The following is a 15513-nucleotide window of genomic DNA, read 5'->3' as shown; positions in this document are numbered from 1 at the left end:
GCCCGCTCGGTCGTCCCCGCCGGAATTCCGGCTCCCGCTCGATCACCTGTGCGCTCGCCATGCCCCCATGCCCGCGGGCCTCCGTGTCCACGGGCTCGTGTCCCACGTTCCCGCATGCCCGTGTGCCACGTGCCCGCTTCCCACGTTTTCGCTTACCCGCCCGCCCGTGTGTCCACGTCCTCGCGCCCCCCGCCGGCGCGGAGCCGCGTATGTGTCTTGACGATCGATCTTCCTGCCGATGGTGTGCCGCTTCCGGTTTAAAGTCTTACCCGACCCATACGCGTGATGTCCGCTCGCCGCATGGGTGAGAATTGACATGTGAACCGCACTCGTTCCCGCACCTTCGCAGTCGATCAGGCTTGCGCCGCCGCCGTGGAGCCGGCCCGGGCCGCCGCTGAGGAAATCGCCCGTACCGGCGAGGTGGGCGAACATCTCGGCTTCCAGACCGAGGGTGAGCGCGTGGTCACGCACTACTTCGCCTGCCTCGACCGCGCCTACCGGGGCTGGCGGTGGGCGATCACCGTGACCCGCGCCTCCCGTGCGCGCAACGTGACGATCAGCGAGACCGTCCTGCTACCGGGCGCGGGCGCGCTGCTTCCTCCGGCCTGGGTGCCGTGGAGCGAGCGCCTCCTTCCCGGCGACCTCGGCGTGGGCGACCTGCTGCCGACCTCCGAGGACGACGACCGGCTCGCCCCCGGATTCACCGAGACCGACGACGACAGCGACCGCCAGATGATCTTCGAGTACGGCCTCGGCCGCGCGCGGGTCCTTTCGGCGATAGGGCGCGACCGCGCCGTGCACCGCTGGCACGCCGGCGACTCCGGCCCGCACACCCCTCTCGCCCACGCCGCGCCCGCGCAGTGCTCCACCTGCGGTTTCTACTGGCCGCTCGCCGGCGCGCTGCGCCTGGGCTTCGGCGTCTGCGCCAACGAGTACGCCCCCGACGACGGCAAGGTCGTCGCCGCCGACCACGGCTGTGGCGCGCACTCCGAGGCGGCCGTGGTGGCGCCGGTCACGGCCGAGCAGCCGGTGCCCATCCTGGACGATCTCGGCTACGACCTGATGGAAGAGGGCGCTCTCGCCGTGGGCTCCGTCGAGGACGAAGGCGCGGAACCGCTCGGGCACTCCTGATCCGCCGACCGCGGCGCGGTGAGCCGCCGGCCACGGGGGTTCCACGGTGAACGCCCCGGGGCCTTCTCGCCGTAGGTCACGATACTTCCGATCGCCGGCCGCGGGGGCGGCCGGCCCGCCTCCTCCACCCTTGGACACGATTCCGTGACTGACACCTTTGGCACCGAACGCCTGCGCACCACCGTCCTGGCCGCCTGGACGGCCTCGCCCGCGAGGTTCCGCGAGGACGCCAACGCCGAGGAGGACTTCGCCCTCGGCGGCTACCGCGATCGGCTGATCGTCGAGCTGGCGCAGAACGCCGCCGACGCGGCGCTGCGTGCCGGTGTCCCGGGCCGGCTGCGGCTGACCTTGGAGGACGGCGTGCTGAGCGCCGCCAACACCGGTGCCCCGCTGGACGAGACCGGCGTCGAGGGTCTCGCCACGCTGCGGGTGTCGGGCAAGCGTGACGAGGCCGGGTCGATCGGCCGGTTCGGTGTCGGCTTCGCGGCTGTCGTGTCGGTCTGCGACGAGCCGCTGATCGCCTCCCGCGCGACCGGGGCGGTCCGCTGGTCCCGGTCGGAGACCGCCGCGATCATCGCCGCCGAGCCCGCGCTCGCTCGTGAGCTCGCCATCCGCGGCGGGCACGTGCCGCTGCTGCGCCTGCCGTTCGAGGCCGAGCCGGTGCCCGTCCCGGACGGCTTCGAGACCGTCGTGCGCCTGCCCCTGCGCGACGAGTCCGTCGAGCAGGCCGTACGCCGGATGCTCAACGAGACCGGTTCCGCGCTGCAGCTCGCCATGCCGGCGCTCGCCGAGATCGAGATCGAGGCCGGCGGCGAGACGCGCACGATCACGGCCGACGGGTGGCAGGTGCTGGAGGAGTCCGGCGGCTTCGCGCCCGAGCAGGTCGCCGAGCTGTTCGCCGACCGTCCCACCGAGGAGCGCGCCCGGCCCCAGTGGCTGGTCCGCTGGGCGGTCCCCGGCGACCAGGGAGAGCTGCCCAAGGACGTCGCCCCGGTCGTGCACGCGCCGACGCCCAGCGACGAGCCGCTGGACCTGCCCGCGCTGCTCATCGCCACCTTCCCGCTGGCCACTGACCGGCGGCACGTGGCCTCCGGGCCGCTGACCGACTTCCTGGTCGAGCGGGCCGCCGAGACCTACCTGCGGCTGCTCGGAACGCTGCCGAAGACGCCGCGCCTGCTCGACCTGGTGCCCGGCCTGATGGGCAAGGGAGAGCTGGACGCGGCGATCCGGCGGGCGATCCTGCGCCGCCTTCCCGACACGCCGCTGCTCCCGGCGCTGTCCCCGCCCGCCGACGCGGGCGACTCCTCACGCGCGGACGCCGCGTCACTGCGTGACGGTTCCCGTCCTGAGGAGGCCGCGTCCGGTCACGCCGGCGTCGCGGAGGGCGGGGCTCCCTACGTCGTCTCCGGACGCGAGGCGTCGGTGGTGGCCGGTCCCGCGGAGTTCCTCGACAAGATCGCGAACGTGGTGCCCGGCCTGTTGCCGGCCGGCTGGGCGTCCAGGCACCCGGCGCTCTCCGCGCTCGGCGTCCGGCGCGTCGAACTCGCCGACGTGATCGACCTGCTGTCCGGCGAGGCCGTCGAGGACACCCCTCCCACCTGGTGGCGGTCGCTGTACGACGTGGTGCCCGCCGACGACCGGGAGGCCCTCGGTGCCGTGCCCGTCCCGCTCGCCGACGGCCGTCTCGTACGCGGCCCGCGCGGCACCCTCCTGCTCAGCGACCAATCCTCCCTCGACCCGGCGCTTCTCGGGCCGCTCGGCCTGCGCATCGTCCACCCGGACGCCGCCCATCCGCTGCTGCTGCGACTCGGCGCCGCCGAGGCGACGCCCAAGAGCGTGCTGGACGACCCGCTGACGCGCGCGACCGTCTCCGAGTCGCTCGACAGCGCCGACCCCGAGCCGGTGGCGCAGGCCGTCCTGGCGCTGGTCGACGCCGCGGGACTGTCGGCCGGTGAGGCTCCGTGGCTGTCTTCGCTGGCGCTGCGCGGCGCCGACGGCGAGCTCTACCCGGCCGGAGAATTGCTGCTCGGGGACGGTTCCCTCGCCAAGCTGATCGACCAGGACGTGCCGTTCGGCGTCGCCGCCCCCGACCTCGTCGAGCGCTACGGCTCGCGCGTCCTTTCCGCCGCCGGCGTGCTGGACGGCTTCGCGGTGGTCAACGACTCCGACGTCCTGCTCGACCCCGACGAGTGCGACCACGACCTGGACGCCGAGGACGAGTGGCTGGAAGCCGTGCTCGACCTGCTGCCGGAGGCCGACGTGCCGCCGGTCGCGCGGGAGTTCGCCGCGATCCGCGATCTGGAGTACGTCGCCGACTGGCCTTCGGCGCTGGCCCTGCTGTCCCGCCCGCCGCTGCGCGCCGCGCTCCAGCCGCTCCGCGCGCTGGTCAGGGGCGAGGTCGCCGAGGTCCCGTCGTACACCGCCTGGTGGCTGTCGCGCCACCCCGTGCTCGACGGCAGGCGTCCCACCGCGCTCCGGCTGCCCTCGGGCGACCCCCTGCTGTACGGCCTGTACGGCGACGCCCCCGAGGGGGTGGACGGGACGGTGCTCGCGCTGATCGGCGTGCGGACGACGCTGGCCGACCTCCTCGCCTCCCACGGCGGGCCCGACGAACTGCTCGACCTGCTGGCGGACCCGTCCCTCGAGGTCGACCGGGCCCAGCTACGGTCGCTGTGGATGGCGCTCGCGGCCGTGGAGCCGTCCCGGGTGGCGCCGCCCACGGCCGTGCGGGCCGTGCTGAACGGCGAGATCATCGTCGCCGACGCCGATGACGGCCATCCCGTCGGCGGCAACGGCAGGCCCGTCCCTGACGGCCTGGTCGCCATGGGCGGCCCGGTGGTCGTCGAGGCCCCCGACCTGCTCCCGCTGGTCGCCTCGCGCCCGCTCGTGCTCGCGCCCTTCGACCTCGCCGAAGCCCTGTCGGAGCTGCTCGACCTGCCCGTCATCGGCGAGGAGGTCGCTGGCGAGGTCACCTCGTCCGGACAGGAGCGGCCGGTGCCCGCGCAGGTCCGCTCGCTGCTGCCATCGGTGCCGGCGACCTATGTCGAGCACGCCGAGCTCACGGTCGACGGTGTGCGGGTGCCGTGGCGCTTCTACGAAGGCGCGGTCCACGCGAGCGGGGTCGAAGGACTCGCGCGCGGCCTGGCCTGGGCGGGCGGCCAGTGGGGAGACCGGCTCGCGGTCGCCGCGCTGCTGCGCGACCCGGAGGCCGTCCCGCTGCTGCTCGCGGAGGCCGACCTCGACAGCTGACCCGGGCCCCGGTCCGTTCGGGTGAGCTGCGGCGAACCCGTCGGACCGGACCTTCGGGTCTTAGGAGGGGGTGTGGCCGGGGACGGACGCTTCGTCGCGGTCGCCGGCGCGCGCCCGTTCGTCCCGGGCCGCACGCCGGTCGCGGTGCCGGACGAACCAGCACCCGAAGGCCCCGAGGCCGATGCCGGCCACGCACGTCCAGATCCACCACTGGTGGTCGGATGACGGCCGCATGATCAGCAGCACGATCAGGGCGACGACCCACAGGCCCGTTCCCGCGAGGATGGTCGCGGTGTCGCTGGTCTCCAGCGGAGAGGGATCCGGGGGGCGCGGCTCGTTCACACATTCCAGCCTAGGCGAGAGCGTGTGCCGCGTTGCGCTGCGGGTCGGGTAACCTCCTCCAGGAATCCGAACCGTACACAAGTTGGTCTCATTCGGACCACGAGCGCCTCAGGGGTCTTCCGGACTGTGATACCGCCTGTCAATCTGCCCGCGTGAGCGAGATAACTGCCCCCGAATCCCAGTCGACCGGTGCTGTCGGCTGGCTTGACCGTTTTTTCCTTATCTCCGAGCGCCAGTCGACGCTCAGCCGTGAGATCCGTGGCGGACTGGCCACGTTCTTCACGATGGCGTACATCGTCGTCCTGAACCCCTTGATCCTCGGTGGGGTCAAGGATGCCGACGGCCAGTACCTCGGGGATGGGAGTACTCCCAACTACGCCTTGATAGCCGCGGCGACCGCGCTGACGGCCGGCCTCCTGACGATCCTCATGGGGTTCGTCGGCAAGGTGCCCTTCGCGCTGGCCGCCGGCCTCGGCCTGAACGCCTTCGTCGCCTTCGGCGTCGCGTCCCAGATGTCGTGGGAGGACGCGATGGGCCTGATCGTGCTGGAGGGCATCGTCATCACGATCCTCGTGCTGACGGGCTTCCGGACCGCGGTGTTCCATGCCATACCGAGCCAGCTGAAGACGGCGATCAGCGTGGGCATCGGCCTGTTCATCGCGCTGATCGGCTTCGTGGACTCCGGCTTCGTCCGCAAGGCGGCCGGGACCCCCCTCGAGCTCGGCATCGGCGGCGCGCTGACCAGCTGGCCCATCTTCGTCTTCGTGATCGGGCTGCTGCTCACCGCGCTGCTCGTCGCCCGCAAGGTCAAGGGCGCGATCCTCATCGGCATCGTGGGCACCACCATCCTGGCCATCATCGTCGAGGCGATCGCCAAGGTCGGCCCGTCCGCCGGCGGCAAGAACCCGCTCGGCTGGAGCCTGGTCGTCCCGAAGATGCCCGAGAAGATCGTCGACCTGCCGGACCTCAGCCTGATCGGCCAGTTCAGCCTGTTCGGGTCGTTCAGCAAGATCAGCGTCGTGCTGGCTGTGCTGTTCGTCTTCACCCTGCTCATCACCGACTTCTTCGACACGATGGGGACCGTCGTGGGCGTCGGCGCCCAGGCCGGCCTGGTGGCCGAGGACGGGACGCTGCCCCGCACGCGGGAGATCCTGCTGGTCGACTCGATCGCGGCCGCGGCCGGTGGTGCGGCGTCGACCTCGTCCAACACCACCTACATCGAGTCGGCGGCCGGCGTCGGCGAGGGCGCCCGCACGGGCTTCGCCAGCGTCGTCACCGGGATCCTCTTCCTGCTGGCGGTCTTCCTGTCGCCGCTGGTCAACGTCGTCCCCTACGAGGCGGCGGCACCGGCCCTGGTCGTCGTCGGCTTCCTGATGATGACCGCCATCAAGGCGATCGACTTCAACGACTACGAGATCGCCATCCCGGCCTTCCTCACGATCGTCCTGATGCCCTTCACCTACTCCATCTCCAATGGAATCGGCGCCGGGTTCATCACCTACGTCCTGATCAAGGCGATCAAGGGCAAGTCGAGCGAGGTCCACCCCCTCATGTGGATCGTGGCGGCACTGTTCGTCGTCTACTTCGCCCTCGGCCCGGTCAAGATCCTTCTCGGCCTGGGCTGACACGACCCGCCGTTCCGGAGCCCACCCGCTCCGGAACGGCCGGCGGGACGTGACAGGACGGATATCGATCTCCACCGGTAGAAGTCCTGGTAGGCCCGCCAGTAGCCCTCCTCCAGTTCTCCGAGGCGAACCTGGCGTTGCCGAACAGGTGGTCGTCGAGGAAGTACAGGTGCCGTCCGGGCAGCCGGTCGATCTCGGCGAGCGCGGCGTCGACGGTCTGGGTGTAGCGCTCAACGCGCCGCAGGCACGTCCGCCGATCCTGATCGGCGGCAGCGGGGAGAAGAAGACCCTCCGTCTCGTCGCCGAACACGCTGACGCCTGCAACTTCCTGTACGGCGCCGACGTCCGGCACAAGCTCGGCGTGCTGCGCACCCACTGCGAGCGGCTGGGCCGGCCGTACGAGGAGATCGAGAAGTCCCTCCACATGCGCATTCCCGACGGTCAGAGCGTCGAGGAGAGCGTCCAGCGCTGCGGCGACCTGGCCGCCTTGGGCATCGATCATGTCATCGTCGCCGTCCCCGACTCCTCGCTCGCACACCTGGCCGCACTCGCCACCCAGATCTCCGGCATCACGCCGGCCGGGCGTTGAGCAGCCCCCGTACCGACGTAGATGGTTCCCGCCACGCCCTACGACGGCAAGGCGTACATGAGTAACGCCGGCGCACTTCCGCCTCCTGCGCCACAGGGGTCGGCGGTAAGCGGTTTGGACAGGTCTGGAGCATTTCCAGGGAACGTCAGGCGTGGCACGATAGGCGGCGATCACGCGGGGGTTTCTGACGCGAAGAAATCTTGATGGTGAACCTGGACGGGCGGCATACGATGTAGCGCACAGCGCCTCTGGATCCATGATCGATCGATCGCATCAGTTCTGTGACCTGTGGAAAGGGGTGCGACCTGTGCCACCTGCAATTGTCGGGCGTGAAGGTCCTCTTACCGGACAACGGTTCCCCATCAGTGACGCACCGATCACCTTCGGTCGCAGAGACGATAACACCGTGGTAATCGCCAGCGGGAGAGCTTCACGCCTTCACGCGGAAATTCTTCGCGAGGCCGGTGGCTACGTATTGCACGACCGGGGAAGCCGTAACGGAACGCTCGTCAATGGTGACCGCGTGACGTCGCACGTGCTCCAGTCGGACGATCTGATCACGATCGGTGACGAGACTTTCTGTTTCGAGGCCGCCGGTGAGATGGAAACGATCATGGATGCCCTCGTGCTCCAGTCGTTCATCAGATCCGCCGTGCGCGTCGAACCGGAGTCGGTGCTGCATGTCACGATTTCGGGCGGCGGCCCTGTCGGGCTGAGTCTGGCCCTGCTCCTCGAACAGCTCATGGGTCAGCGCGTGGCCATTACCTTGTACGACGGCCGCTGGACTCAGGACGGGTCGCGGATCATATGGAAGAGCCAGGCGCAGGGCAACGTCCGGCGGCAGCAGGTGGTGACGATCCAGAGTCGCCAATACCTGAACCTGCCCGAGGAGGCCCAGGAGCGGCTGTTCAGGAAAGAGTCGTACTCCGAGATGTGGCCGACCGGCCCCGATTCGATTCGCGGCTTCAGCCCGCGGAACATCCGGATCGCCTCTGTCGAGGACACGCTGCTTGAATTGGCGAACGAGAAATCCGGCCGTATCCAGCTCATTCCCGCCAACTTCGATCCGATCGAGCACCATGAGACCGTGGCCAAGGACCATGTGCTCGCCATCTGCGAGGGCGGACGCTCGCGAACGCGGGAGTATTTCACCGACAAGTTCGGCACCGCCGACAAATCGATCTACTCGCTGGACGGTCAGCACATTCAAGATGTCGTGCTGGGCTTGCGGGTGAAGTCCGACCTGTCGGATCCCATGACCATCTTGCTGACCGTGGCCCAGAACCGGTTCCTCCTGAACGCTTTGCGCGGTGAAGGCTTTTTGAACATGCGCCTCACCGACGCCGAGGCCAAGGAGGTCATCGGGATCGACCCCATCCGGCACGTGTTCGAGGAATGCATCGCCTCCCGCCCATGCCTGATGAGCCGCACCGAACACGGCGAGTTCCACTGCTCGACCCACAGCACGCTTTTTCTGCCCGCCCTGGTCAAGAGCTCGGCATTATGGAAACGGGTGCAGGAAGGGCTGGTGCTCTTCGGCGTCACGGAAGACAACCTGAGCGCGGTGCAGTCCTTCCGGCTGGACATGGTGCAGCGGCCGCGATTCACCGCCCAGTTGTATTCCGCGACGTCGTCGACCCCGGGGACCTATGGGTTCCTCCTCGGGGACGCCGCCAACGCGATCCACTTCTGGCCTGGGCGCGGGCTCAACAGCGGGCTGGCGTCGGCCATCTCGCTGGCGCGCTCCCTCAACCGCGGCTGGCGCGGGAGACCCTTCCGCGATGCCGACTTCATCCGCCATGAAGCGGCGATGTCGATGCTGCAGTACCGGCACAAGAGCCGTGCCTGGAAGGCAATGGTGACCACCGACGAACACGGGGTCACTTGCGCGATCAAAGAGAAGATCGTCCAAGGCATAGAAGAAGGCGGCGCGGATTCGGACCGGGATGCCGACATCGATGCGCTCATGGAGCAACTGCGGCAGATCCGGAGCCGCCTGTCGCCGCGCATTCCGGGCATGCCCGATGACGAAACGCTCCTCGAGCATCTGCGGAAACTGAAGAGCGAGACACTGCGGACCCTGCTGGTGAGCGGGGTATGGGACACATTGATCGTCGGCGGCGAGGAGGTCGACATCGACATCTTCGACCGGCAGGACCCGTCGGACGCCCCCGTCGCATCGGGAACGCCCCGATCCGCGAAGCAAGCCGAGGAACCGTACGAACACACCAAGCTGGTCTCGAGGAAGCCGACCGGTTCCATATCGTCAGGGTGATACCGCTGGAAAGACGTCAGGTCCCGCACCTTCCGGGTGCAGGACCTGGTCGCGTCACGCTGCCGCGGCGCCCCGTCAGGCGGGCAGATCGAACTCGTCGTTGCGCATACGCAGCAGGGCGACGCTCGCGCCGGCGAAACCGGCGGCGGTGACCAGCAGGCCCACGCCCTGGCCGATGTGGCCGGGGACGAACGGGTGGGTGATGCCGCCGGCCATCAGCGCGATGCCCATCCAGGCCGGCGCGACGCGGCTACGCCACAGTGCGGCTCCGAGAAGGCCCAGGCCGAAGACGATGCCCACGATGAACAGCAGGCCCGCCACCATTATGAGCGGCTCGTTGTTCCAGGCCTGGTCCAGCTTCGCCATCGCGTCGATGTCGAGGTCGTGCTGGACGGTGAGGAGTGCCGGGGTCAGCACGCCGCCGAGCAGGCTGACGCCCGCCAGGAAGCCGACGAGCGCGATGAGCGCGCCGGCGGTGGTGAGCCGCGGCGCACCACGGCGCGCCGCCCAGGCGACCGCGAACGTGGCGGGGACGAGCCCGGCGACGAACACGGCGTCGAACCACTTCAGGGTGTCGGCGAGCTGTGGATGAGCGGCGAACGCGGCCACGGTGTCCTTGAACTCGGCGCCGCCCTCGACCGGGCTGAGCAGGTAGTAGACGCCCTTGGCGATCATGGGCAGCGGTGCGACGACCGCGAGCAGGACCCGCCAGAATCCGCGGACGTCGCGTAGCGGCCTGGCGGCGGACGGGCCGGCGGCCGTCGTTGTGTCACCGAGTGTCATGTCATCCTCCGAGGCGATCTCGTGGTGGTGCCGTCGGTCTGAGGCTGGCCCCGGCGGGCGCCCGCCGTCCTGGGGGCGTGCTCCTGACCTCGGTCCCGGCACTCCTAGATGGGATGGGAACGCGCACCCATGGCCGCTGGGATGGCCGTGCCCGATGATGGGCGCATGTCAGCGAAGCGACCCGGGCCGATCGTCGTGTTCGCGGTCACGATGGCGGTGGTCGTCGCGTCATGGGTGTCGTGGCTGGCCGGCGGCCAAACCGTCGCGGACGCCGCCGAGTCGTACCTGCTGACCAACAGCGCGATGGCGGTGACCTTCACCGCGTTCGGCACGATCGTGCTGGCCCATCGGCCGCGGCACCGGATCGGGTCGCTGTTCGTCGCCTACGGCGGGTTCTACCTGGCGAGCGTGGCCTGCCTGGGGGTGCTCTCGGGCGTGTTCACCCTGTCGCCGGGGTGGGAGCGGGCGGTCGACGTTTTCGGCATCACGGTGTGGGTCCCCGCGGTCACGGTGTGCCTGCCGCTGATCCTGCAGCTGTTCCCGGACGGACGGCCGCTGTCCCCCCGATGGCGGCCGCTGGTCGTCGCGACGGCCGCCCTGCTCGTGCTGACGCCGGCGTTGACGCTGGCCCCCGGTGCGATCAACGCCGAGCCCATCGCCGACCGTAGCCCGCTGCTGCCCGAGGCCGCGGGCCGCGTCGTGGGAGCGCTGGTGCCGGTGTTCGTGGGCGCCGACGCGCTGGTGCTCCTGGCCGGCATCGTCGCGCTCGGCCTGCGGGCCTACCGCTCCCGGGGAACGCAACGGCTCCAGGTGATGTGGCTCCTGTGGGCGGTGGTCGTCTTCATCGTCCTCAACGTGCAGCGCATCGTCACCACCGACGGGCCGATCCTGTTCCTGCTGACCCTGCCGCTGATCCCGGCCGCCGCGACCGTCGCGATCGTGCGCCACCAGCTGTACGACATCCGGCTGATCGTCAACCGCTCCCTGGTCTACGGGCTGCTCACGTTCGGTGGGATCGGTGCGTACCTGGGCATCGTGGCAGGCCTGGGCGTGCTGGCCCGCGACCACCTCCCGGCCAACTCGCTGGTCGCGACCGGGGTGATCGCGGTCGCGTTCGCTCCCGCCCGCCTCGGTCTCCAAGGGCTGGTGGATCGCCTGATGTACGGCCGGCGCCACGATCCGGCGCAGGCGGCCGCCCAGGTCGGGACGCGGCTGGGCGCCGGCCTCGACGGGGTCCTCCACGCGGTGTGCGAGGCCCTGCGCCTGCCGTACGCGGCGATCAGCGCCGACGGCAGGCTCATCGCCATGTACGGCGAGCGGCCCGAGGTACGCCACACCGTCGCCCTGGAGGTCGCGGACGGACCTTCCGCCGACCTGCTCGTCGGTCTGCGCGCCGGTGAGTCTCGCCTGTCCGCCGCCGATGGCCGGGCGCTGAACCTGCTGGCGGCCCCGATCGGCCTCGCCCTGCAGGCGGTGCGCCTCTCGGAGCAGCTACGCGAGTCGCGTACCCGGATCGTCGCCGCCCGGGAAGAGGAACGCCGCCGCCTGCGCCGTGACCTGCACGACGGCCTGGGTACGGCGTTGACCGCGGTGACGCTCAAGGCCGACGCCGCGCACAACCTGCAGTCGAGCGATCCGCCACGAGCGTCACGCCTGCTGCTCGATCTGCGCGCCGACCTGACCGACGCCATCGCCGACATCCGCCGTCTGGTCTATGACCTCCGCCCGCCCGACCTCGACGAGCTGGGCCTGGTCGGCGCGTTACGACAGCGGGCGGAGCAGTCCTGGCGGCGCGAGGCCACCCCGTTCACCGTCACCATCGACGCCCCCGACCCGCTGCCATCGCTTCCCGCCGCGGTGGAGGTGGCCGCGTACCGGATCGCCACCGAGGCCATCACCAACACGCTGCGCCACGGGGACGCCGGATCCTGCCGCGTGACGTTGCGGGCGGACGGGGCGCTGCACCTGGAGATCACCGACAACGGCTCCGGGCGCGGCCCCTGGCGGCACGGCGTCGGGCTGCGCTCCATGCACGAACGAGCCGCGGAACTGGGCGGTAGCCTCACCGCGGGACCCACGGACCGGGGTGGGCGCGTCCACGCCCTGCTCCCATTGGAGGGACGTTGACCGCGCCAGACCGTATCCGGGTCCTCATCGTCGATGACCATCCGATGATGCGCGACGGACTGCGCGCCCTGATCGCGTCGCTGACCGATGTCGAGGTCGTGGGCGAGGCCGCCGACGGCGACGGCGCCCGCCGGGAGGCCCAGCTCGCCCGCCCCGACGTCGTCGTCATGGATCTGCACATGCCCGGCACCAACGGCGTCGACGCGACGCGTGCGATCGTGCGGTCCGTGCCCGAGACGCGGGTTCTCGTGCTGACCATGTTCGAAGACGACGAGTCGGTGTTCGCCGCCATGCGGGCCGGCGCTTCCGGCTACCTGATCAAAGGCGCCCAGCAGGACGAGATCACTCGTGCGATCCGTTCCGTCGCCGCCGGTCAGGCCATCTTCGGACCGACTGTGGCCCGCCGGATCATCAGCTTCTTCACCGGTGGAGCCCACGCCGTGCCCAGCGCCGAACCCTTCCCTGAACTGACCGCCCGCGAGCGTGAGGTCCTGGACCTCATCGCCGCCGGTCGCGCCAACGCCGCCATCGCTCAGCACCTGGTCATCAGCACCAAGACCGTCAGCAACCACATCTCCGCGATCTTCGCCAAACTCCAGGTCGCCGACCGCGCCGAAGCCATCATCCGCGCCCGCCAAGCCGGCCTCGGCACCTGACACGCTGACGAGCCGACGCCTATTTCCTGATCGGCCCCCAGGTCGCCGTGCTGCGAGGGCGGGCTGAGCGGGACGGCGCCTGCGAAGGATGTCCCGAAGGCTGCATTGTTCTCCTATGCGCGGAGATGTGAGGTGCCCGGACTGCGGTGCGGCGTTGGCCGGAGGCGGGCCCGCGGCGCCCGAGTGCCCGGAGTGCGCGCTGCCGCTGCGGGGACCCGTCGCGCAGGAGCTGTGGCGGGTGGACGAGACGCTCGCCGGGCTGCGAACCCAGCAGACGCGGCTGCTGGCCCGCCGGGAGGAACTGCTGGGCATCCTGCGCGACGGGCGCGCGGGGGCGGTGGGTGACCCGGCCGCCGGAGCAGCGATCCAGGAGCGGGCGGCAGGACCGTCTCCAGGCGCGGGGCCCGGCGAGGATGGGCGTGCGGGGGCGGGGGGCAGCGGCCGGACGCGGGAGGTGTCGGCGGGGACCGTACAGAATCTGCTGCTCATCCTCGGCGGCCTGCTGCTGACGGTGGCGGCGGTGGTGTTCACCGTCGTGAGCTGGGGGCGGCTCGGCATCGGCGGGCGCGCGGCCGTGCTGGCGGGGTTCACCGCGCTGGCCATGCTGGCGCCGGTGGTACTAATCCGGCGCAGGCTCACCGCGACGGCCGAGACCGTGGCCGGGTTCTCCATCGCGCTGCTGCTGCTGGACGGTTACGCGGCCAGGAGGGTGGGATTCCTCGGGGTCGACGCCATCGAGGCGCTCGACTACGCGGCCGGGGTGTGCGGGCTCGTCGCGCTGGTCCTCGCGGCCTACGCCCGGGTGGTGCCGCTTCGCGGTCCCGCCCCGGTGGCCGTGGTGCTGGCGCAGCCGGTCCTTCCGCTGCTGGCCGGAACCACCTCGGGCTCGTGGCTGGTGGCCATGCTGGTGGCCACGGCGGCGCTGGACGTCGCCCTGGTTCGGTACGGCCGGGCGGGGGTGCGCACGACGGCCGCTCTCTGCGGCAGCGCGATGGCAGCCCTCGCGCTGCTGGGCGGCGCGGTGCACGCGCTCGACGCCGGCTCCGTCGGGGAGGCGCTGGGCAGGTCGGCGCCGCTGGCCGCGCTGGCCCTGCTCGGCGCGTACGTGGCGTGGAGCCTGGCCGGTTCGGGCAAGGGGGAGGGGGAGATCTGGGCCGCGCTGGTCACGGCGGGAACCGCGCTCGCGCTGATCGCAGCCCTGGCCGCGCCGGCGGAGTCGGCGCTGGGCCGGCTGAGCCTGGACTGGCGCCCCCTCGCCTACCTGGTCCCGGCGCTCGTGGTGGTGCTCGCCGCAACCTGGCTGCCCTGGCGCAGGGTACGGCTGGCGGGCATGGCCACCGGCGGGACGGTGGCGCTGCTGACCTCGCTGACGCCGCTGCCCCGGCTCGCGGCCACCCTGGCGGCGCCGCTGGCATGGCTGGACACGCTCTGGACGGGCACGTGGGACGGCGGGCCGTGGCCAGGCGAGGTGACATCGCCGGTGGACGTGGTAGTGCTCGCCGTGCTGGCGGCCGGCTTCCTCGTGCCGGCCGTGCGCGGCACCGGCGGGTGGCCGGTGGAGATCGCGCTGATCGGCGCGCTGGTGTCCGGGGCGCTCGCGATCGCGGTCGCCCCCGCGGCCTTCGCGGTGCCCTATCCGGCCGCGGTGGCCATGCAGGTGGCGCTGGCCGCCACGCCGGCAGTCGCCGCCACGCTGAGCGGGGCGCCCCGGTGGGCGGTCGCCGCCACGCTGGGCGGGACGTCCCGGTGGGCGGTGGCCTGCGCGATCGTCGCCGGTCTTGCCTCGGTGGAGGCGGCGGCGTACGCGTTCGGCAGCAAGCCGGCGACCTTGATCGTGCTGCCGATCCTGGCGGTGCCGGCCGCCGCCATGGCGGTGGCCGGCAGCGTGACGGCCCTGCGGGTGTGGGGGCTGGGCGCCGCCGTGCTCTTCCTCGGCCTGGAGGCGATGGCGGTGGGGCTCGCGGCGGGCCTGCAGGTCAGGGTGGCGGCGAGCGTGGGGTGCGCGGTGGCCGGGGTGCTCCTGCCGGCCAGGTCGCTGTGGCCGGGCAGAGCCGGTCGGGACGAGTTGAACCTGGAGTGGCTCAGGTACACGGGCACCGCCCTGCTGCTGTCGGCCTCGTGGTTGCGGCTGTGGGCCGGCGAGGTCACCGTCGTGGAGGCGTACACGGTGCCGTGCTCGCTGGCCCTGCTGGGATTCGGCTGGTGGCGGGGGCGGAGCGCGGACGTCTCGTCGTGGGCCGCCTACGGTGCGGGACTCTCCTTCACGATGCTGCCGAGCCTGGTGGCGGTCTACGCGGACACCGAATTGTGGCGGTGGCCGGCGCTCGGCGGGCTCGCGCTGGCGGTGTTGCTCGCCGGAGCCCGGTTCCGGCTCCATGCGCCCACGGTGATCGGAGCCGTCGTGCTGGCCGGGGTCGCGGTGCGGGAACTCGCCCCGTACGTGTCGGAGATGCTGCTCGCGGTGCCGCGCTGGGTACCGATCGCGGTGGGCGGGCTCCTCCTGGTGGTGGTCGGGGCGACGTACGAGGCACGCAAGCGGGACCTGAGGCGGTTGCGGGACACCCTGGCGAAGATGGATTGACCTTCCGGCCGGGTGATTCCGGCGGGTATGGGGCACCTGCTGGTCGGGGGATTCCGGCGGGTATGGGGCACCTTCTGGTCGGGGGGTCAGTGACTCGTGCGTTCGGCGGTGAGGAAGCCGCCACCGGTCCCGGTGGCGATAGTGTCGTGGTGTGG

General features: G+C 71.2%; 10 protein-coding genes. 8 read left to right on the top strand and 2 right to left on the bottom strand.

Annotated elements, in window-relative coordinates; all coding sequences use genetic code 11:
• Window positions 1–318 precede the first annotated feature (318 nt).
• Complete coding sequence (locus MYF83_RS14195) at window positions 319–1131, top strand: DUF3027 domain-containing protein (RefSeq protein WP_248960765.1); 813 nt, start codon at window positions 319–321, stop codon at window positions 1129–1131.
• Window positions 1132–1275: 144 nt separating this feature from the next.
• Window positions 1276–4380: a sacsin N-terminal ATP-binding-like domain-containing protein gene (locus MYF83_RS14190; protein WP_248960764.1), complete on the top strand. Its 3105-nt coding sequence runs from the start codon at window positions 1276–1278 to the stop codon at window positions 4378–4380.
• Between the two features lie 60 nt (window positions 4381–4440).
• Here the strand turns inward: MYF83_RS14190 and MYF83_RS14185 are convergent, their stop codons facing one another.
• Window positions 4441–4722 (bottom strand): DUF2530 domain-containing protein, encoded by a 282-nt coding sequence (locus MYF83_RS14185; protein ID WP_248960763.1) that lies wholly within the window; start codon window positions 4720–4722, stop codon window positions 4441–4443.
• 284 nt (window positions 4723–5006) lie between these two features.
• Here MYF83_RS14185 and MYF83_RS14180 point away from each other — a divergent pair, with 284 nt between their 5' ends.
• From MYF83_RS14180 to MYF83_RS14170, 3 genes are all read left to right on the top strand, one after another.
• Complete coding sequence (locus MYF83_RS14180) at window positions 5007–6347, top strand: NCS2 family permease (RefSeq protein WP_372500155.1); 1341 nt, start codon at window positions 5007–5009, stop codon at window positions 6345–6347.
• 169 nt (window positions 6348–6516) lie between these two features.
• A complete protein-coding gene (locus MYF83_RS14175) occupies window positions 6517–6936 on the top strand; it encodes an LLM class oxidoreductase (protein WP_248960761.1) in 420 nt (139 codons plus the stop codon).
• 256 nt (window positions 6937–7192) lie between these two features.
• The gene (locus MYF83_RS14170; protein WP_248960760.1) at window positions 7193–9211 is read left to right on the top strand and encodes an FHA domain-containing protein; all 2019 of its coding nucleotides are present in this window, start codon (window positions 7193–7195) and stop codon (window positions 9209–9211) included.
• Window positions 9212–9286: 75 nt separating this feature from the next.
• Here MYF83_RS14170 and MYF83_RS14165 read toward each other — a convergent pair whose 3' ends face one another.
• Window positions 9287–9994, bottom strand: coding sequence for a proton-conducting transporter transmembrane domain-containing protein (locus tag MYF83_RS14165; protein ID WP_248960759.1), 708 nt, complete (start codon window positions 9992–9994; stop codon window positions 9287–9289).
• Window positions 9995–10159: 165 nt separating this feature from the next.
• On the opposite strand from MYF83_RS14165, the gene MYF83_RS14160 reads away from it, so the two are divergent.
• The 3 genes from MYF83_RS14160 (at window position 10160) to MYF83_RS14150 (ending at window position 15358) form a co-directional block, all read left to right on the top strand.
• Window positions 10160–12121 carry a sensor histidine kinase gene (locus MYF83_RS14160; RefSeq protein ID WP_248960758.1) on the top strand — a complete coding sequence of 654 codons (1962 nt, stop codon included), beginning with the start codon at window positions 10160–10162 and terminating at the stop codon, window positions 12119–12121.
• Window positions 12118–12777 (top strand): response regulator transcription factor, encoded by a 660-nt coding sequence (locus MYF83_RS14155; protein ID WP_248960757.1) that lies wholly within the window; start codon window positions 12118–12120, stop codon window positions 12775–12777. The genes MYF83_RS14160 and MYF83_RS14155 overlap by 4 nt, the downstream gene beginning before the upstream one ends.
• Before the next feature lie 154 nt (window positions 12778–12931).
• Window positions 12932–15358, top strand: coding sequence for an SCO7613 C-terminal domain-containing membrane protein (locus MYF83_RS14150; RefSeq protein WP_248960756.1), 2427 nt, complete (start codon window positions 12932–12934; stop codon window positions 15356–15358).
• Window positions 15359–15513 lie beyond the last annotated feature (155 nt).

Source organism: Sphaerisporangium perillae (assembly GCF_023276435.1).
GTDB lineage: Bacteria > Actinomycetota > Actinomycetes > Streptosporangiales > Streptosporangiaceae > Sphaerisporangium > Sphaerisporangium perillae.
The sequence above is the reverse complement of the archived record's forward strand: the minus strand, read 5'-3'. Positions and strand labels throughout refer to the sequence as shown.